The organism is Kitasatospora sp. RG8 (genome assembly GCF_017813315.1).
Taxonomy (GTDB): Bacteria; Actinomycetota; Actinomycetes; order Streptomycetales; family Streptomycetaceae; genus Kitasatospora.
This window is the reverse complement of sequence record NZ_JAGIYX010000030.1, coordinates 19,938-38,626: the sequence shown is the minus strand read 5'-3', so window position 1 is coordinate 38,626 and position 18,689 is coordinate 19,938. Positions and strand designations below refer to the sequence as shown.

14 protein-coding genes are annotated in these 18,689 nt (G+C 72.6%); all 14 read right to left on the bottom strand.

Annotation, left to right across the window (positions count from 1 at the left end; all coding sequences use genetic code 11):
- Window positions 1-63: 63 nt before the first annotated feature.
- The 14 genes from J5Y04_RS32970 to J5Y04_RS32905 all read right to left on the bottom strand — a co-directional run bounded on the left by J5Y04_RS32970 (window position 64) and on the right by J5Y04_RS32905 (window position 18,632).
- A complete protein-coding gene (locus J5Y04_RS32970; protein ID WP_209416078.1) occupies window positions 64-1,128 on the bottom strand; it encodes a CU044_5270 family protein in 1,065 nt (354 codons plus the stop codon).
- Window positions 1,125-1,754 (bottom strand): RNA polymerase sigma factor, encoded by a 630-nt coding sequence (locus tag J5Y04_RS32965; protein ID WP_307853419.1) that lies wholly within the window; start codon window positions 1,752-1,754, stop codon window positions 1,125-1,127. The genes J5Y04_RS32970 and J5Y04_RS32965 overlap by 4 nt, the downstream gene beginning before the upstream one ends.
- 175 nt (window positions 1,755-1,929) lie before the next feature.
- Window positions 1,930-2,817 (bottom strand): enoyl-CoA hydratase/isomerase family protein, encoded by an 888-nt coding sequence (locus tag J5Y04_RS32960; protein WP_209416077.1) that lies wholly within the window; start codon window positions 2,815-2,817, stop codon window positions 1,930-1,932.
- Entirely contained in the window at window positions 2,814-3,947 is a 1,134-nt protein-coding gene (locus J5Y04_RS32955) for a cytochrome P450 (protein ID WP_209416140.1), read from the bottom strand. The genes J5Y04_RS32960 and J5Y04_RS32955 overlap by 4 nt, the downstream gene beginning before the upstream one ends.
- A 381-nt stretch (window positions 3,948-4,328) precedes the next feature.
- Window positions 4,329-5,720, bottom strand: a complete 1,392-nt coding sequence (locus tag J5Y04_RS32950; RefSeq protein WP_245205914.1) for a cytochrome P450 — start codon at window positions 5,718-5,720, stop codon at window positions 4,329-4,331.
- Window positions 5,721-5,785: 65 nt separating this feature from the next.
- Complete coding sequence (locus J5Y04_RS32945) at window positions 5,786-6,376, bottom strand: ATP/GTP-binding protein (protein WP_209416076.1); 591 nt, start codon at window positions 6,374-6,376, stop codon at window positions 5,786-5,788.
- Complete coding sequence (locus J5Y04_RS32940) at window positions 6,351-6,725, bottom strand: DUF742 domain-containing protein (RefSeq protein WP_209416075.1); 375 nt, start codon at window positions 6,723-6,725, stop codon at window positions 6,351-6,353. The genes J5Y04_RS32945 and J5Y04_RS32940 overlap by 26 nt, the downstream gene beginning before the upstream one ends.
- A complete protein-coding gene (locus tag J5Y04_RS32935; RefSeq protein ID WP_148644597.1) occupies window positions 6,722-7,123 on the bottom strand; it encodes a roadblock/LC7 domain-containing protein in 402 nt (133 codons plus the stop codon). Before J5Y04_RS32935 ends, J5Y04_RS32940 begins: the two co-directional genes overlap by 4 nt.
- Window positions 7,120-8,418, bottom strand: coding sequence for an ATP-binding protein (locus J5Y04_RS32930; RefSeq protein ID WP_209416074.1), 1,299 nt, complete (start codon window positions 8,416-8,418; stop codon window positions 7,120-7,122). Before J5Y04_RS32930 ends, J5Y04_RS32935 begins: the two co-directional genes overlap by 4 nt.
- A gap of 558 nt (window positions 8,419-8,976) precedes the next feature.
- A complete protein-coding gene (locus J5Y04_RS32925) occupies window positions 8,977-13,923 on the bottom strand; it encodes an NAD-glutamate dehydrogenase (RefSeq protein WP_209416073.1) in 4,947 nt (1,648 codons plus the stop codon).
- 326 nt (window positions 13,924-14,249) lie between these two features.
- Complete coding sequence (gene pruA / locus J5Y04_RS32920) at window positions 14,250-15,875, bottom strand: L-glutamate gamma-semialdehyde dehydrogenase (RefSeq protein WP_209416138.1); 1,626 nt, start codon at window positions 15,873-15,875, stop codon at window positions 14,250-14,252.
- 189 nt (window positions 15,876-16,064) lie between these two features.
- Complete coding sequence (locus J5Y04_RS32915) at window positions 16,065-16,721, bottom strand: HAD family hydrolase (protein ID WP_209416072.1); 657 nt, start codon at window positions 16,719-16,721, stop codon at window positions 16,065-16,067.
- Between the two features lie 84 nt (window positions 16,722-16,805).
- Window positions 16,806-17,315 carry a hypothetical protein gene (locus tag J5Y04_RS32910; protein ID WP_209416071.1) on the bottom strand — a complete coding sequence of 170 codons (510 nt, stop codon included), beginning with the start codon at window positions 17,313-17,315 and terminating at the stop codon, window positions 16,806-16,808.
- 243 nt (window positions 17,316-17,558) lie between these two features.
- Window positions 17,559-18,632: a patatin-like phospholipase family protein gene (locus J5Y04_RS32905; RefSeq protein ID WP_209416070.1), complete on the bottom strand. Its 1,074-nt coding sequence runs from the start codon at window positions 18,630-18,632 to the stop codon at window positions 17,559-17,561.
- Window positions 18,633-18,689 lie beyond the last annotated feature (57 nt).

Sequence of the window (18,689 nt, the reverse complement as noted above, 5' to 3'; positions counted from 1 at the left end):
ACCGAAACGGCTGTGGGGCCCGCTTCCACCGGGCCCCACAGCCTTCCCACGGTTCGAACAGGATCAGGCGTTCTTCTGCTTCGGCTCCTCGCCGGGCTGGTCGGTGACCGCGCGGCCCAGTACCGCCGAGTGCCCGGCCACCGTGCCCGGCTTGCCCAGGTCGCTGCCCTCGCCGACGACGACCAGGCGCTCACCGAGGAACTCGTGGGTCTTCGGGTCGAAGATCCACTCACTCCGGACACCGCCGTCCACGTGCGCCACCGCCACGCCGTGCCGGCCCGACGCGTCCACCGAGTCGTCGACCACGCTGACCCCGGGGATCTTCGCCGCCGCCCGGTAGAGCGCGGCGCTGACCGCCGGCGGCGCCAGCTGCTCGCGCAGCAGGTCGCCGATGGTCGTGAAGGCCTCCTGGTCAGGGGTCCTGCCCTGGCCCTTGGTCTCCGCGTAGATCTTCTTCAGCAGCGCGTCCGGGTCGGTCGGCAGCGTGGTCAGGTACTCGTACGTCGGCCCGTTCAGGGCGGGCTTGGTGGTCGGGTCGACCCACTCGCCGCCGTCGGTGCGCGGCGCGGGGCGCGTGTCCCCGGGCTTGCGGTTGCCCGGGTCGGAGGCCTTCCCCCTCCCCTCCTCCTTCAGCACGCCCCACTGGCTGCCGTCCACGGAGAGCCAGATCTGACGGCGGTGCGGCTTCTCGACGCTCGACTCGCCGGTGGCCAGGTTGACGCCGGCGAAGGCGACCAGGCTCTCCACGTAGACGAACTGCTTCTTGCCGGGCTTCGGGTCGGGCTTGCCCGCCGCGGTGTCGGCGGCCTGGGTCAGCAGCTGGACGGCGGCGACCGGGGCCGCGTCCAACGTGGTGCCGCCGGTGGTCCGGCCCTGGGCCTGCTGCTGCTCCTGCTTCGGGCTGCCGTCGCCGCCCCCGCCGCTCAGCACCATCGCCAGCGCCAGGCCGCCCGCCAGGGCCGGAACCGCCACCCAGCCGAACTTCCCGCGTCGGACCCGCGCGGGCTTCGTCTCCCGGATCTCACTCATCAGATGTCCCCTCAACAGCCGGTGGCGGTCGGCGGAGAGTTCGGGCCGCGCCGGCGCCGGCAGCAGCCGGTCCAGCTCCGCACGCTCGTGCTCGTTCATCGGTTCGTCTCCCGTGTCGACCGGGCCGCATCGGTGCGGCCACCCCGTACCTGTCCGACCTCCGCGCGGAGTTCCCGACCGTTCTTCAACTCCTCCTCGGCCAGCGCGCGAAGCTTGGTACGGGCGCGCGAGAGCCGCGAACGCACGGTGCCGATCGGCAGTCCGAGGGCCTCGGCGGCGCTCGCGTAGTCCAGGCCGGCCCAGACGCACAGGCCGAACACCTCCCGCTCGGCCTTCCGCAAGCGGGCCAGCGCCCGCCGGGCGGCGGCCAGCTGGGCGCTGTCGTCCAGCCGCCCGACCAGCTCGTCCGCGAAGTCCGGCACCACGTCCCGGGGCGGCAGCCGCTCCATCGCGGCCCGGTGCCGCCGGGCCGCGCGGGCCGTGTTGCGCAGCACGTTGGCGGCGACCCCGAACAGCCACGGGCGCACCGGCTCGTCGCCCTCGCGGAGCTTGCGGCGCAGCCGCCACGCCTCCAGGAAGGTCAGCTGGACGACGTCCTCCGCGACCGCCCAGTCCCCGGACACCCGCACCGCGTACCGGTACAGGTCATCCGCCGCCTCGTCGAACAGCTCCCCGAACGCCCACTGGTCCCCATTCCTCAACCGGTCCCGCTGTGACAGCTCCACACCCCCACCTGTCCGCACCGCCCCGCCGGGTTCCCACCGACCACGGCACGGCGGGCCCGCGTCCGTGGACGCGGGCCCGCCGAAGGGGTCCGCCCGGCCGCCGGGGCGGGCCCCTCACCGAGGCCGCCGGCTGCCGGGTCGCCGAGCCGCCGGCCGCTGGGACGGCGGCCGGAGGTCAGGCGCCCGACGGGGCTTCGAGGCCGCGGGTGTAGTGGGCGGCGGCCAGGACGGAAGCCATCAACTCGGCGTCGAGGGCCGAGGCGTCGGCCAGCCGGGTCGCCGCCGCATGGGAGTTCAGCAGCGTCTTGGTGACACGCAGGGATGCCTCGGGGCGGCGGGTGATGGGCCGGGCCCACTCCTCCACGGCCCGGTCCAGGTCCTGCGCGGGGACGACCCGTTGCAGGATGGACAGGTCGCGCGCCTCCTCGGCACCGACCCGGCGGCCGGTGAGGATGATCTCGCGGACCCGGGCCGCGCCGACCTCGTTGAGCAGACGGGGCAGCAGCCCGCCCCAGGCGACGGGCAGGCCGAGGGCGAGTTCGGGCAACCGGAAGACGGCGGAGTCGGCGCCGACCCGCAGGTCGCAGGCGAGAGCCAGGGCGAACCCGGCACCCGTCGCCCGGCCCTGGACCCGCGCGATGGTGACGGCGGGGCTGTTGGTGAGGGCCTCGCAGACCCGGCGGGCCTTGCCCCCGTAGCTCCGGACGCCGCCGCCGGTCGGGTCCTCGCCGAGAGCGGCGGCGAACTCGTCGCGGTCGCCGCCGAGACAGAAGTCCGGGCCGGCGCCGGACAGCACGACGACGCGGACGCCCGGGTCCGGGTCGGCGAGAACGTCGAGGAGTTCGTCCAGCATGGCCGTGGTGACGGCGTTCCCCGTCCCGGGGCTGTCCAGCTCGACGTGGAGCACCGGGCCCCGGCGCTCGGCGCGGACCGTACGCGGGACGGGCGCCGGGGCGGGCGCCGCTACAGGAGCGGGAACGGCGGGCGCCGGAGGGCGCGGCAGGAGGTAGGACGGGTGCTTCGCATACTTCGGGTACTGGGCCGTCCGGGGGGAAACGTTCATGCGGTCACTCTCAGGGACGTCACGCGGTGGAAGACCATCCGGGGTGCGTACTCGGGAGGGGCCGCCGCCCGCAGGGTCGGGAAGCGCCGCAGCAACTGGCCGAGCAGGATGCGCGCCTCCAGCTTGGCCAGGCCCGCGCCGAGGCAGTAGTGGGCGCCGCCGCCGAAGGCGATGTGCGAGCCCTTGCGGAGGATGTCGAAGACCTGCGGGTCCGGGTTGCGGCGCGGATCGTGGTTGGCCGCGCCGTACATGACGTGGACCATGGTGTCCTTGGGCACGAACACCCCGGCCACCTCCGTGTCCTCGCCCGCGACGCGGCTGTTGAGGCGGATCGGCGGGTCGTAGCGCAGGGCTTCCTCGATCGCGCCGTCGATGTGCTCCGGCCTGGCCCGCAGCCCCTCCCAGGAACCGGGGGACCGGAGCAGCGACCACACCAGCGTGGAGAGCATCGTCGCCGTGGTCTCCAGCGAGGCGATGGTGACGAACATGGTGAGCTGGTAGACGATCCGGTCGGTGACCTCGCGGTCGGACTCCAGCGCGTCCCAGGTACGGATCCAGCCGGACACCACGTCGTCGCCCGGGTTCTGCCGGCGGCCTTGGACGAGGTCGGTGAAGTACCGGCGCAGGTGGAGCGTCGCCTCCTCGGAGATCGCCAACTGGCTCTTGCTGGGGAGGAGTTCCTGGGCGTGCACCTGGTTGTGGGTGATCTCCAGAATGTGCGCGTAGTCCTCCGGCGCGATGTCCAGCCAGCGGCCGACGGTGTTGATCGGCAGCCGTTCGCTGACCAGGGCGGAGAGGTCGGCCTCGCCGTCGACGCGTATTCGCTCGGCCAGGCGGTCCAGCAGCGCGGTGACGTCGGCCTCGATGTCCGGCGCCATGTCCTGGAGGGTGCGCCGGTCGAAGAGGTTTCCGAGGCTGTGCCGCTGCCGGGTGTGCTCGGGGGCGTTGAGCCGCGAGAGCGTCCCGCTCATCTCCTGGGTGGCGACGGCGTGCCAGCGCTCGGTCTCGGTCTGCCGGTCCTGCCAGGCGAAGTCGGGAACGAGCCAGTGCCGGCCGCGCAGGACCTGGTTGCACGCGTCGTAGCCCGTGACGAGGTACCCGCCCCAGGGCGCCGGGACGAGATCGCCCATCGCCCGCAGTTCGTCGTAGATCGGGAAGGGGCAGGCCAGCCCCTCGGCCGACCGGAGCCGCCGCAGCAGCGGCACCGCGGCACGGCGGTCGACGGTCGCGACGGTCGCGGTGCCCGCACGGGTACCACGGCCGTCACCGACGACGGCGGCAGCAGCAGTGGCAGTGGCGACGGCACAGGCCCCCGGGCTCTCGGCGCGGGCTCCCAACATGACGGTCACACGAGACTCCTCGGGGCCGGGCGGGCAGTACGGCGGCGATCTACCCGGCCCCAGGACGCTCAAGCACCGATCGGTGTTGCCTTCGTCACATGCCGCACGATGGCCGGACCCCGTTCACCGCACGGTGGTTGACCGGAGTCCGGCAGCGTCCCGACGCCCCGGTCAGAGCCGGAAGACGTCCAGGAAGGAGCTCCACCACCCCTTCTGCTTGGCCGGGGCCCGACCGGCGGCGGGCGCCGCGGCCGACGGCGTCGGCGTCCCGGGGGCGGCCGCCGCCCCGCCGGCCGGGCCGCCCGGTACGGCACCCGCACCCGTACCGCCGCCCGCGCCCGGGGTCCGGGTGAACGTCGGGCTGAACCGCACCGGCAGCGAGACCAGTCCGCGCTGGAACGGGCCCGGCCGCCACTCCACGCCCTGCGCGGGTACGGTGAGCGCCACGTCCGGAAGCGCGTTGAGCAGGCACTCGATCGCCGTCAGGGCGATCAGCTGGGCCGGGTTCTTCGCCGGGCACGCGTGCGGGCCGGCGCCCCAGGCCAGGTGGGCGCCCTTGCTGAGGGTCAGTCGGGCGTCGGTCAGCGCCGGGTCGCTGTTGGCGGCGGCGAAGCTGATCACCACCGGGCTGCCCGCGTCCATCAGCACCCCGCCCACCTCGACGTCGTGCATCGGGAAGTGCGTCGCGTAGTTGGCGATCGGCGGGTTGTTCCAGAGCACGTCGTCGATGGCGTCCTCGATCCGCAGGGCGCCCTGGCCGGACAGCAGCACGAGCAGCGCGTTGCCTATCAGGTTGCGCTCGGGCTCGACACCGGCCCCCATCAGCATGACCAGCTGGTCCTTGAGCTCCTCGTCGCGCAGGCCGGCCGGGTGCTGGACGAGCCACGAGGTGATGTCGTCGCCCGGCTGACGGCGCTTCAGCGCGACCAGGTCCATCAGGCAGGAGTTCAGCTCGTCGTTGGCCTGGATCACGTCCAGTCCGTCGAAGAGCGCGGACATGCTGCGGGTCAGCCGGTCGCCGATGTCGGCCGGGCAGCCGAAGAGCTGGTTGAACAGCAGCAGCGGCAGCAGCTTGGCGTAGTCGTTGATCAGGTCGGCCCGGCCCAGCCCGCTGAACTGGTCGATCAGGTAGCCGGCGATCCGCTCGACGTGCCGGTTGAGCCGGTTGTCGTTGAGCCGCTCCAGGCTCTCGGTGACGGCCTTGCGCAGCCGCAGGTGCTCGGTGCCGTCCGTGAAGAGGCAGTTCGGCCGGTAGAACATCATCGGCAGGACCGGGCTGTCCAACGGCACCCGCCCCTCGTTGAGCGCCGCCCAGCGCCGGGAGTCCCGGGCGAACAGCCCCGGGTTCTGCAGCACGCGCAGGGCGGCCTCGTGCGAGGTGACCAGGGTGGCGTCCACGCCCGGGGCCAGCTCCACCGGGGCGGCGTGGCCGTGGGCGCGCAGCCTGTCGTACACCGCGCCGGGGTCGGACGAGAACGTCTCCCCGTACAGCGGCGTGCCCGAGCCGTGCATCGGGCACCCCGGCGGAGGCGAGTGCGGGGCGGGTCGCTGCGGAGATTCCATGGGTCGTTCCTTGGAGGTGGCCCCGGGCGGGTGCGGCCCCGGGGGGCGTGACGGGGAAGGGGGGGTCAGGAGGCGCGTTCGAGCAGGTGCCGGACCAGGGTCAGCAGGGCGTCGGCGGACGACCGCTGGTCCCGCGCGTCGCAGAACACCACCGGTGTGTGCGGCAGCAGGTCCAGCGCCTCGCGCAGTTCGTCCTCGGTGTAGTCGCTCTGCTGGTCGAAGCTGTTGACCGCCACGGCGTACTCCAGGCCGTACTGCTCGATCAGGTCGATGACGGGGAAGGTGTCCGCGAGGCGGGTCGGGTCGGCCAGCAGCAGCGCGCCCAGCGCCCCCCGCGCCATGTCCTCCCAGAGCTGCATGAAGCGCTGCTGGCCCGGCGTGCCGAACAGGTACAGCACCAGGTCGTCGCCGAGCGTCAGCCGGCCGAAGTCCAGGGCGACGGTGGTGGTCTTCTTGTCCGGCACCCCCCGGAGGTCGTCGACACCGGTGGACGCCTGCGTCATGTTCTCCTCGGTGCTCAGCGGAGCGATCTCCGACAGGGCACCGATGAGCGTGGTCTTGCCGACCGCGAAGTGCCCCACGACGAGGATCTTGACCGCGGTCGTCACCGCGCCCGGGACGTAGATGTCCTCAGGCGAACCGGCGTTGGAGTCCATGCAGTACCTTCTCTAGAAGTCTCGGATCCGGGGCCTGGGCCGGCGGCGGGGTCGCCCTCCGCAGCAGCCGTCCCTCGCGGATCAGGTCCGTCAGCAGCAGCCGCACCACCCCCACCGGCAGCTCCAGACGAGCCGCGACCTCGGCCACCGAGAGATAGCCGCCGGAACACAGCTCCCAGATCGCCACGGTCTCCGGGCTCGGACGGGCCGGGAGCTCCTGCTCCGGCGCGACGGTGACCAGGGTGATCAGGGAGAGGTCGTCCGCACTCGGTAATTCCCTGCCGCCGGTGATGACGTAGGACCGGATGAATCCACCGGCGACCCGCTGCTCCTCGCCAGAAGCCGTCATGAGCCGCTGAGTGTGCTCTGGCGCGGCGCCGCCGTCATCGCCCGGCCGAGCGCGCCCACCTGCTGCTGCATCCGGAAGGACATCGCCTCCATGTCGACGTCGGGGGCGGTGGAGGCCGCGAGGTAGGCACCGCTGCCGGCCGCGATCAGGAAGATCCAGCCGTGGTCGTACTCCAGGAGGGTCTGGCGCCAGGCCCCGGCGCCGCCGCCGACGAACGGGGCGACCGCCCGGCTCAGCGACTGCATCGAGCTCATCGCGGCGGCGTTGGTCTCCGCCTCGTCCCGGCCTATGTCACTGGACCGTTCGAGCAGCAGGCCGTCGGCGGAGACGAGGATGGCGTGCCGGGCGCCGGGCACCTGGAGTACGTCGTTGAGCACCCAGGACAGATCAGGGCTCACTGGATCTCGGTTCCTTCCGTGGTCATGGTGTCGCGCCCGGACAGCGTTCCGCGCTGGAACGCGCCGAGGCGGGACGCCGTGTTCCGGCCGGTGGTCCGCACCGGCTCGTCGGCGCGACCGGGGTCCTGCGGGTGCGGGACCACCGAGACGGCGCGCTGGCGGCGGCGCCTGGGCAGCCGGCCGTCCGCGGTCGTCTCCGGTTCCGCCGCCGTCTCCGGGTCGGCCGGCACCGGTGCCAGGGTGGCCGGAGCGGCCGGGGTGGCCGGGGCCTGCTCGGGCAGCGACACGAGCCGCTGCGCGGAGGCCTGCGCCCGGACCTGTCCGGGCTGCTCCTCGGGCTCGCCCCGGTACTCGGCGAACTCGGTGGCCGCCGGGGCCTGGGGCGCGACCTCGCTGCTGAGCAACCCGGTCGGCAGGAGCACCACGGCCCGGACGCCGCCGTACGGGGAGACCGAGTCGACGGAGACCCGGAAGCCGTAGCGGGCGGCCAGCATGCCGGAGACCGCGAAGCCGAACTTCGGGGGGTTGCCCAGGCTGGTGAGGCTGATCGGGGCGCCGGGGTTCAGGAGCGCGGCCGCGCGGTCCTTCTCCTCCTGGCCCATGCCGAGGCCGGCGTCGTCGATGATCAGGCAGACGCCGGTCGGGACGGCCTGGACGCTGATCTCCACCGGGGTGTCCGGGGCGGAGTAGTTGGTCGCGTTGGCCAGCAGCTCGGCCAGCACGACGGCGACCGGCTCGACGACCTGGCTGGCGAGCGAGACGCTGACCTGGGAGTGGATCCGCACCCGGTCGAAGTGCCGGATCCGGCCCTGGGCGCTGCGGGCCACGTCGTAGACCGAGGCGACGCTCTCCCGCCGGCCCAGCCAGCCGCCGCAGAGCACCGCGATGCCCTGGGCGCGGCGGCCGAACTGGCTGTTCGCGTGGTCGACCAGCATCAGGTCGGCGAGGATCTGCGGGCTGTCGCCGTACTTGCGCTGCACCTTGTCGATGACGATCTGCTGCTCGTCGGCCAGGCCCTGCAGGGTCCGCATCGCGGCCTTGAGGACTGCTTTGGTGTCCTCCTCCGCGTCCTGGCGGACCACCGCGAGCTCGGCCGCGTGCTGGCTCTGCAGACGCGCGTTCAGCGCGCCGAGGTCGTCGCACTGCCGCTGCGCCACAGCGCCCGCCTCCTCAAGGGAAACGTTCCGCCTGCGCAGGGCGAGGTTCGTCCTGCGGGCCTGGAGGGCTGCTGCGACGGCTGCGAGCATCACTGCGATAAAGACCCAGAAAAAGGGTTCCTGCACAAATGACGTCATGAAACTCTCTTCAGGTGGCATCGCGTCAGGAGCAGGTCCGGGCCTTCCTGCGCGATGAGGACTGGCGGCCTGCGCCCCTCCGAAAGACACCTGTCGTTCCAGCACATCGGTGGAGCTCTTCCGGCACGGGACCTGCGGCGGCGCCTATCGCGGGGTTAGCCTACTGCAACTCTTGGCATGTCAGAACAGTTGCCAAACAGGGCAGTTGGGGCGAAACTCCGCCACCCGCCGACACCTCGACGGGGAAATACCGGACGTTTTGACGCAGCGTTAACCCATCCCTCACACACCGGCCACGAAACGGCCCGTGCACGGAGTGATCACGCCGTCACTCTCCGCCCGCGAACCGGCCCCCGTGAGGCCGGATCTGCCTTTTCCGGGCCCCGGTCCGGCCCTTCCGCGGCCCCGGCCTGCCCTCCCGGTGCCCCGATCTGCCCTTCCGGACCTCGGCCCGACTCTTCCGGACCCGGCCCGGCCCTTCCGGACCCGGACACGACGACGGCGGGGCCGCGTCCGAAGACGCGACCCCGCCGCTCGGGCTGCCCGGACTCCCGGCCGTCAGCGCATCGAACCCGTGCGGAGCAGGGTGCGGATGACGCGCATCGCGACCGAGAGGCTGGACAGCTCGTAGTTGTCCGAACCCCTTATGTCGTCGAGCGTGCTCTTGGCACGGTTCAGCAGGGTCCCGTTGAGCTCCGCCCAGGCGGTGTACCGCTCCTCGGGGGTGGCGCCCTCGGGGCCGCAGGCCAGGATGTCGGCGGTCAGGGCCGCGTGGGCCGCGAAGAGGTCCTCGCGGATGGCGGCGCGGGCCATCGACGACCAGCGGTCGGTCCGGGGCAGCTCGATGATGCGGTCGAGCAGGTGGGTGATCTGGAGGCGGTCGGCGAGGTCGTAGTACAGCTCGGCGACCTCGGCGACGTCCTTGCCGGACCGGTCCGCGACCTCGGTGATGTCCAGGGTCGGGAAGGTCGAGGAGAGACCCGCGATCCGGTTGGCCAGGGCCTCCGGGACGCCGGCGCCGGCCAGCTCGTTGTAGACCGACTCGAACCAGGCCAGGTCCTCGCCGCGCAGCGGCTTGGGCAGCGAGCCCCAGACCTGGTTGACCCGGTCGTGGAAGAACTCGATGGTGCCGGCGATGTCGAGCGGCTGACGGCGGTTGTTGAGCATCCACCGGGTGGCGCGCTCGACGAGCCGGCGCGAGTGCAGCCGCATCTTGGTCTGGGCACGGGCGGGGACCTGGTTGTCCAGGGCCTCGATCTCGGACCAGATCTCCTCCAGGCCGAAGACGGCCCGCGCGGCGGTGTGCGTCCGGGCGATCTCCTCGTACGTGGCGCCGGTCTCCTCCTTCAGCCGGAAGGCGAAGGTGCAGCCACCGCGGTTGATCGTGTCGTTGACGATCAGCGTGGTGACGATCTCGCGGCGCAGCGCGTGGTTGTCGATCGCCTCGGCGAACTTCGCCCGCAGCGCGCTCGGGAAGTACTCGTGCAGCGCGGTGCGGAAGAACGGGTCGTCCGGCAGCTCGGTGGCGAGCAGCTCGTCGGCCAGGGTGATCTTGGTGTAGGCGAGCAGCACCGACAGCTCGGGCTGGGAGAGGCCCCGGCCGTTCTGCTGGCGCTCGCGGATCTGCCGCTCGGCGGGCAGGAACTCCAGCGCCCGGTCGAGCTGGCCGTCCCGCTCCAGCCGGTTGATCATCCGGGAGTGGACGTTGACCATGCTGGTCGCCTGGGCGACCGCGTTGGCCAGCACCACGTTCTGCGCGTAGTTGTTGCGCAGCACCAGGTGGCCGACCTCGTCGGTCATCTCCGCCAGCAGGGCGTTGCGCTGCTTGACCGTCATGTCGCCGTCGGCGACGACCTGGTTGAGCAGGATCTTGATGTTCACCTCGTGGTCCGAGGTGTCCACGCCGGCCGAGTTGTCGATGGCGTCGGTGTTGATCCAGCCGCCGGCGCCCTGCAGGCCGCCGGTGGCGGCGTACTCGATGCGGCCGAGCTGGGTGCAGCCGAGGTTTCCGCCCTCGCCGATGACCCGGGCCCGGACCTGCTCGCCGTTGACGCGGATGGCGTCGTTGGCCTTGTCGCCGACCTCGGCGTTGGTCTCGGCCGAGGCCTTGACGTAGGTGCCGATGCCGCCGTTCCAGAACAGGTCGACGGGCGCCTGGAGGATGGCCTTCATCAGCTCGGCCGGGGTGAGCCGGGCGTCCTCGATGCCGAGCGCGGCCCGGACCTGCGGGCTGAGCTGGATCGACTTGGCGCTGCGCGGGAAGACGCCGCCGCCCGCCGAGATCAGCGACTTGTCGTAGTCGTCCCACGAGCTGCGCGGCAGGTCGAAGAGGCGGCGCCGCTCGGCGTACGAGGTGGCCGCGTCCGGGTTGGGGTCGAGGAAGATGTGCCGGTGGTCGAAGGCGGCGACCAGGCGGATGTGCTCGCTGAGCAGCATGCCGTTGCCGAAGACGTCACCGGACATGTCGCCGATGCCGACGACGGTGAAGTCCTCGGTCTGGGTGTCGTGGCCCAGCTCGCGGAAGTTGCGCTTGACCGACTCCCAGGCACCGCGGGCGGTGATGCCCATGCCCTTGTGGTCGTAGCCGGCCGAGCCGCCGGAGGCGAACGCGTCGCCCAGCCAGAAGCCGTACGACTCGGCGACGCCGTTGGCGATGTCGGAGAAGGTCGCGGTGCCCTTGTCGGCGGCGACGACCAGGTAGGTGTCGTCCTCGTCGTGGCGGACCACGTCGGCCGGGTGGACGACCGCGCCGCCGACCAGGTTGTCGGTGATGTCCAGCAGCGCCGAGATGAACGTCTTGTAGGACGAGATGCCCTCGGCCAGCCAGGCGTCCCGGTCCACCGACGGGTCCGGCAGCTGCTTGGCGACGAAGCCGCCCTTGGCGCCGACCGGCACGATGACGGTGTTCTTCACCATCTGCGCCTTGACCAGGCCGAGGATCTCGGTGCGGAAGTCCTCACGCCGGTCGGACCAGCGCAGGCCGCCGCGGGCGACCTTGCCGAAGCGCAGGTGCACGCCCTCGACCTGCGGCGAGTAGACCCAGATCTCGAACGCGGGGCGCGGGGCCGGCAGGTCCGGGATGACCTTCGGGTCGAACTTCATCGACACGTAGGAGTGCCACTCGCCCGAGCCGTCGTGCTGGAAGAAGTTGGTCCGCAGGGTGGCCTTGATGAGGTGCAGGAAGGAACGCAGGATGCGGTCCTCGTCCAGCGAGACGACCTCGTCCAGCGCGCCGGACAGCTCCTCCAGGATGCCCTCGGTCAGCTCCAGGGCGCCCGAACGGTGGCTGGGGCTCAGCCGGGCCTCGAAGAGGTTGACCAGCAGACGGGTGGTGTGGGTGTTGTTGCGGAGCGCGTCCTCCATGTAGTCCTGGGAGAACGTGGAGCCCGCCTGGCGCAGGTACTTGGCGTACGCGCGCAGCATCATCGCCTGGCGCCAGGTCAGCCCGGCGGTCAGCACCAGCTCGTTGAAGCCGTCGTTCTCGGCCCGGCCCATCCAGGTGGCGGCGAAGGTCTCCTGGAAGCGGTCGCGCGCCTCGTCGGTCAGCTCGACGGCCTCGCGCAGCCGCAGGCCGAAGTCGTACACCCAGGCCGTGCTCTGGTCCGAGCGGGTCAGCGCGTACGGGTGCTCGTCGAGCACCTCGACGCCCAGTCGCTGGAGGACCGGCAGGACCTCGGTGAGCGAGATCGGGCCGCCGACCCGGTAGATCTTGAAGCGGCGCTCGTCGTCGCCCGCGCCGACCGGCTGGTACAGGTTGAGGCGGAAGTCGCCCTCGCCGTGCAGCGACTCGATCTGCTTGAGGTCGGCGACGGCGGTGCGCGCGGTGAAGTCGGCGCGGTAGCCGTCCGGGAAGGCGTTGGCGTACCTGCGGGACAGCTCGGCGGCCCGCTCCTCGCCCAGCTCCAGGTGCAGCTGGTCGTTGAAGCCGTCCATCCAGAACCGGGCGGCCTCGGCGAGCTTGCCCTCGATCCGCTCGATCTCGGCGTCGGTCAAGTGCGGCAGCTCGCTGCCGGGGGTGACCCGGACGACGAAGTGCAGACGGGTCAGCACGGACTCCGTCGACCAGACCGTGTAGTCGATCGAGGCGCCGTTGAGCTCCTGCATCAGGATGTCCATCAGGCGCAGCCGGATGCGGGTGGTGTAGCGGTCGCGCGGCAGGTAGACGAGCGCGGAGAAGTAGCGCCCGTACTCGTCCTGGCGCAGGAACAGCCGCAGCCGGCGGCGCTCCTGCAGGTAGAGCACGCTGGTGGCGATCTGGAGCAGCTCGGCGGCCGGGGTCTGGAAGATCTCGTCCCGGGGGAAGGTCTCCAGGATCTGCAGCAGGTCGCGGCCGTCGTGGCTCTCGGTGGAGAAGCCGGAGCTGGCGATGACGTCCTGGACCTTGCGGCGGACGACGGGGATGCGGCTGACCGACTCCGTGTAGGCGGCGGCCGAGAAGAGGCCGAGGAAGCGGCGCTCGCCGACGACCTCGCCGTTGGCGTCGAACTTCTTCACGCCGACGTAGTCGAGGTAGGCCGGGCGGTGCACGGTGGCGCGGCTGTTGGCCTTGGTGAGGACGAGCAGCTTCTTCTCGTGCGCCTTGGCGCGCACCGGCGCGGAGAGCCGGCCGAAGGCCTCGCTGACCGGGTGGTGGTCGTCGTCGTGGCTGAGCGGGTCGGAGCGCAGGATGCCCAGGCCGGTGCCGGCGACGGCCTTCAGGACCTCCTCGCCCTCGTGCTCGACCAGGTCGTACTCGCGGTAGCCGAGGAACGTGAAGTGGTCGTCGGCGAGCCAGCGCATCAGCTCCCAGGCCTCGCCGACCTCCTGCTCGGGCAGGTGGGCCGGGGGCTCCTCGGCGAGCTCGTCGGCGAGCCGGAGCGCGGAGTCGCGCATCTTCGACCAGTCCTCGACGACCTCGCGGACGTCGCCGAGCACGCGGCGCAGGTTGGTCTCGATCGAGCGGAGGTCCTCGCGGTCCGTCTCGCGGTCGATCTCGATGTGCATCCACGACTCGACCACGGCGTCGGCGGGCCACTCGGCGCCGGCGGCCTGGCTGCGGGCGCAGGCGTCGATGTCCAGGATCTCCAGCAGCTTGCCGGTGATGTCACGGCGGACGACCAGCTGGGGGTGGATCACGATGTGGATGCCGCGGTCCTGGCGGGACAGCTCGTTGGTGACCGAGTCGACCAGGAAGGACATGTCGTCGGTGACGACCTCGACCACGGTGTGGCCGCAGGACCAGCCGTTCTCCTCGACCGAGGGGGTGTGCACCCGCACCTCGGCGGTGCCCTGCGGGCGCTTGAGCCCGAGCCGGTAGTGCGAGGCGGCCGCGCCGTACACGTCGACCGGGTCGCGGTCGACCAGGTCCTCGGCCGCGGTGTGGAGGTAGTAGTGGTGCAGGTACGCGGTCAGAGCGCCGTTGCTCAGCCCTTCACCCGGCGCCGCTCCCCCCACCTGGCTGTTCTCAGCGGCTGCTGCTGCCTTCGTGAGCAGTTCGGCCTTGGCTGCGTCCAGCTTGGTCTGCATGACTTCTTGGCTCCTGTCGCGCGCCGTTGCGTGACTCGGTGGTGTGTGGATGTGCACCGCCGGGTCCACCGCAATCCTGCCGCACCGACCGACTGAAAGGCCTTCATGGCACGCATGAAACACCTCTGCAGCGGGTAGGACGAGACGTTCGGCCTGCAGCACCCGACGACGCCAGCCAGCCTAACGGGCGGATTTGAAGGTGTCAGGGGACAGGGAGGCACAATCCTGCAGGAAGATCCCTCCGTCCTGGACACCATGTCCAAACCGGCCGGTCATGTTCGCCATCAGCCGGAACGTGTTCACCCAGGGCCGGGTGCCGTTCACGCTCAGCCCATGTGCGGATGGCCGTGGGCGGTCGGCGGGACGAAGGTCTCCTTGATCGACCGGGCCGAGGTCCAGCGCAGCAGGTTCTGCGCGGCGCCCGCCTTGTCGTTGGTGCCCGACGCCCGGCCGCCGCCGAACGGCTGCTGGCCGACCACCGCGCCGGTCGGCTTGTCGTTGATGTAGAAGTTGCCCGCCGCGAAGCGCAGCTCCTCCACCGCGCGGGCGATGGCGTAACGGTCCTGCGCGATCACCGCGCCGGTCAGCCCGTACGGCGCGCCGGAGTCGACCCGGCCCAGCACGTCCTCCCAGCGGGCGTCCTCGTAGACGTGCACGGCCAGGATCGGCCCGAAGTACTCGGTGCGGAACATCTCGTTGCGGTGGTCCGAGGAGACCAGCACGGTCGGACGGACGAACCAGCCGATCGCGTCGTCGTACTGGCCGCCGGCCACCAGCTCCACCGTCGGGTCGGCCTTGGCCCGCTCGATCGCGTCCCGGTTCTTCTCGAAGGCCCGCCGGTCGATCAGCGCGCCCATGAAGTTGGAGAGGTCGGTGACGTCGCCGACGGCCAGCGCGTCCACCTCGGCCAGGAAGTCGTCCTTGATCTTCTGCCAGAGGCTGCGCGGGAGGTAGGCCCGGGAGAGCGCCGAGCACTTCTGGCCCTGGTACTCGAAGGCGCCGCGGATCAGCGCGGTCTTCAGGATCTCCGGGTCGGCCGAGCGGTGGGCCAGCAGGAAGTCCTTGCCGCCGGTCTCGCCGACGATCCGCGGGTACGTCCGGTAGCCGCCGATGTTGGCGCCGATGGTCTGCCAGAGGGACTGGAAGGTGGCGGTCGAGCCGGTGAAGTGCAGCCCGGCGAGGGCGGGGTCGGCCAGCGCCACCGCGGAGAGCTGCCGGCCGTCGCCGGTCACCAGGTTGATCACCCCGGGCGGCAGGCCGGCCGCCTCCAGCAGCCGCATCAGGTGGTGGGCGGCCAGCGTCTGGGTCGGCGCCGGCTTCCAGACCACGGTGTTGCCCATCAGCGCGGGCGCGGTCGGCAGGTTGCCGGCGATCGCGGTGAAGTTGAACGGGGTGACCGCGTAGACGAAGCCCTCCAGCGGGCGGTGGTCGGTCCGGTTCCACACCCCGGGTGAGGAGTCCGGCTGCTCGGCCAGGATCCGGCGGGCGAAGTGCACGTTGAACCGCCAGAAGTCGATCAGCTCGCAGGCGGAGTCGATCTCGGCCTGCTGCGCCGTCTTGGACTGGCCCAGCATGGTGGCCGCGTTGAGCGTCTCCCGCCACGGCCCGGCGAGCAGGTCGGCGGCGCGCAGGAAGACCGCCGCGCGGTCGTCGAAGGAGAGCGAACGCCACTCCCGCCCGGCCGCCAGTGCCGCGTCCACCGCCGCCCGGGCGTCCTCCCGGGTGGCGTTGCCGAGGACCCCGAGCTTGGCGGCGTGGTGGTGCGGCTGGACGACGTCGATCCGCTCGCCGCCGCCGAAGCGCTGCTCACCGCCGATGGTCATCGGCAGCGGGACCTGCTCCGCGGCCAGCTCGTCCAGCCGGCGCACCAGCCGGTCCCGCTCCGGGCTGCCGGGCGCGTAGCCGTGCACCGGCTCGTTGCCCGGGACCGGGACCTGGGTGACTGCGTCGATGGGCATGTGCGGCTCCGCTCGTCCTGGTGACCCGGCCCACGGCGGCCCGGCGTCAATCCAGACTGACCAGCGGGAGGCCGGTTCGCCCGTTCAGACACGCCACCGGCGGACGTGGTTCACGCCACGCCCGGAGCGGTCCGGGGGGTGGCCCGCCTGCCGGCCGTCGGCCGCCCGCGGCGGTCGGGTGCCTCAGCCCGCCAGGCGCCCGGCCAGCTCGACCGCCTCCGCCAGGCTGTCCACCACCGGGACGCCGACCGGCTCCAGCTTCTCCCGGCTGTGCGAGCCGCCGGTGTACAGCACCGCGTGCGCCCCCGCGTTCAGCGCCGCCAGCGCGTCGTCCGCGGCGTCGCCGATCAGCACCGTACGGGCCGGGTCCACGCGCTCGCCGAGCGCGACCAGGTGCCGGGCCAGGTGCTCCGCCTTCTGGCCGCCGGACGGGCCGCTGCGGCCGTCCACCCGGAGGAAGTGACGGGTCAGGCCGAAGGCGTCGACCACCGGCAGCAGCTTCTCGTGGTCGTACATCGAGAGCAGGGACTGGCTGTGCCCGGCCGCCTCCCAGCCGGTCAGCAGCTCCACGGCCCCGTCGGTCAGGCCGCAGGCCGCGCTCAGCTCCCGGTAGTGGTCGTGGAAGGCGTCGTCCAGCAGCAGCCACTCGGCCTCGGAGGGCATCCGGCCGAGCAGTCGCTGGTAGAACCGGGGGATCGGTATCTCGTACTGCGCCCGGTACTCCTCCAAGGTCATCGGCGCGATGCCGACGGTCGCGAACGCGGCGTTGCTCGCTCCGAGCACCGCCTCCATGTCGTGGAAGAGCGTGCCGTTCCAGTCCCAGACGATATGAGTGCGCACGCAGGGAACGGTAACCCCGGCCACCGACAGGCCGGTAGGACGGGGCTCACGCGGGACGGGCGCCGGCGCGGGACGCCCGGCGGCTCAGGCCAGCAGGGAGGGGATCTCCTGGGTGGCGAACCAGAGCAGGTCGTGGTCCTCCGCGCCGTCCACGGTGAACTGGGCGTCCTGGTCGCCCGCGTCGGCCGCCCGGACCGCGGCCACGGCCGCCTCGACGTCCGTGACCACCTCCTGGTCGGCCACGTCCGCGTGCACCGCGGCCGCCTTCGCCAGCCGCACCGGTCCGGCCAGCACCACGCGGCCCAGCGAGGCCTGGTCCTGGTACTCGTCGCCGGGGAACGGCTTGACCGCGGAGTCGGCGACGTCCAGCGCCACCACCACCCGGCGGCGCGGCGCGTCCGGGTCCTCGGCCAGCAGGCGCAGCGAGGACTGGGCGGCCCGGTTGAGGGCCGCGTACTCCAGCTCCTCGAGGTCGTCGCTGACGTACCACTCGCGCAGGGCGGGGGTGACCGCGTACGCCGCGGACTGCTCCAGGGCGCCGCCCGGGTGCGCCGCCGCCAGGCCGGTCAGGGTGGTGGGCACGTACACGCGCATGGGTGGCACTCTCCGGTTCGTCCAGCGGCACAGCTTCCAGCGCCCCCAAGAATAAGCGCCGGGACGGCGCCCGTGATCACGCGCTCGCCTCCGCCCGCGCCCCCCGCGCCGGGTGCGCGCCGGGCGGCGCGGCCCGGCGGTGCCGGTCGGGACCGGCACCTGGGTCGTCCGCGGCCGCGGACGACCCGGTGAACGGCGGGGCCACACCTGCGGCCCGGGACCGCCCGCCCGGCCGCGGACGGGTCACCGGACCCCGTCCAGGGCCGCCCGGCTGCTCTGCAGCGCGCTCTCCAGCACCGCGCCGCGGCGGGCCGGGTCCATCATGTTCGGCCCCATCACCGCCAGGTCGGCCAGGGTCGGCGCCAGCAGGTGCACCCGGACCCCGCTCTCCCGCAGCATCCCGGCCTCGCGCAGCAGCTGCCGGGTGACCGCCCGGCGGTAGCGGCCGACCAGCTGGGCGAGCACCCCGCGCGGGCGGTCCCGGGCACGCCACTCGCGCAGCCCCGCTAGGGTGCCCCGGCCGGCGCCCCCGGACGACCTGGTGCGGCCGCCGGGGTTCAGCCGCAGGCCCATCGGGGCGAGCACGTAGACCTCGTCCAGGCCGCGTCCGAGCATCAGGTCGGCGTTGGTGGCGGACCAGCAGCCGCCGTCCACGTACGCGGAGCCGTCCACCCGGACCGGGGCGAACCAGCCCGGGATCGAGCAGGAGGCCATCACGGCCTCGGCGACCGCCGCGGGCGGCGCGTCCGGATCGCCGAAGACCACCCGGTGGCCGCCGTGGTAGTCCACCGCGGCCACCCGCAGCGGGGAGCCGTCCGGGAAGCCGTCCGCGCCGAGCAGGCCGCGCACCAGGTCCCCGACGGCCGTCAGCGAGCCGCGGCCGTGCGGCGCCACCGCCGAGACCATGGTCAGCAGCGGGTACTCGCGCGGGTGCCGCACGGCGGCCCGGAGCAGGCCGGGCGAGCCGATGCCCGCGCGCGGCCGCGGGGGCAGCGCGCCGCCGACCGCCGTGTCGTAGTCGAAGTCCACCCCGGCCAGCGGGCCCGTGGTGACGGGCAGCCCTCGCTGGTGGTCGCGGAGCTGGTCGGCGCGGACCCCGCCGGCCAGCATCGCGCCGAGGATCGCGCCCGCCGACGTGCCGAGGACCACGTCGGCGTCGCCGGGCTGCCAGCCGACCGCCTCCTCGACGGCGCAGAGCGCGCCGACCGTCCACGCCGCGCCGAGCATCCCGCCGCCGCCCAGGACCAGCCCGCGCCGGGGGGCGCCCTCCGCGGGGCGCGGCGAAGCCGCCCGTGTCTCCGATACCCGTGTCGTCATGCCGGCCGCCTGTCGTCGTCGGGGCGGTTGTCGTCCGTGCCCGGGTCGTCCGCGTCG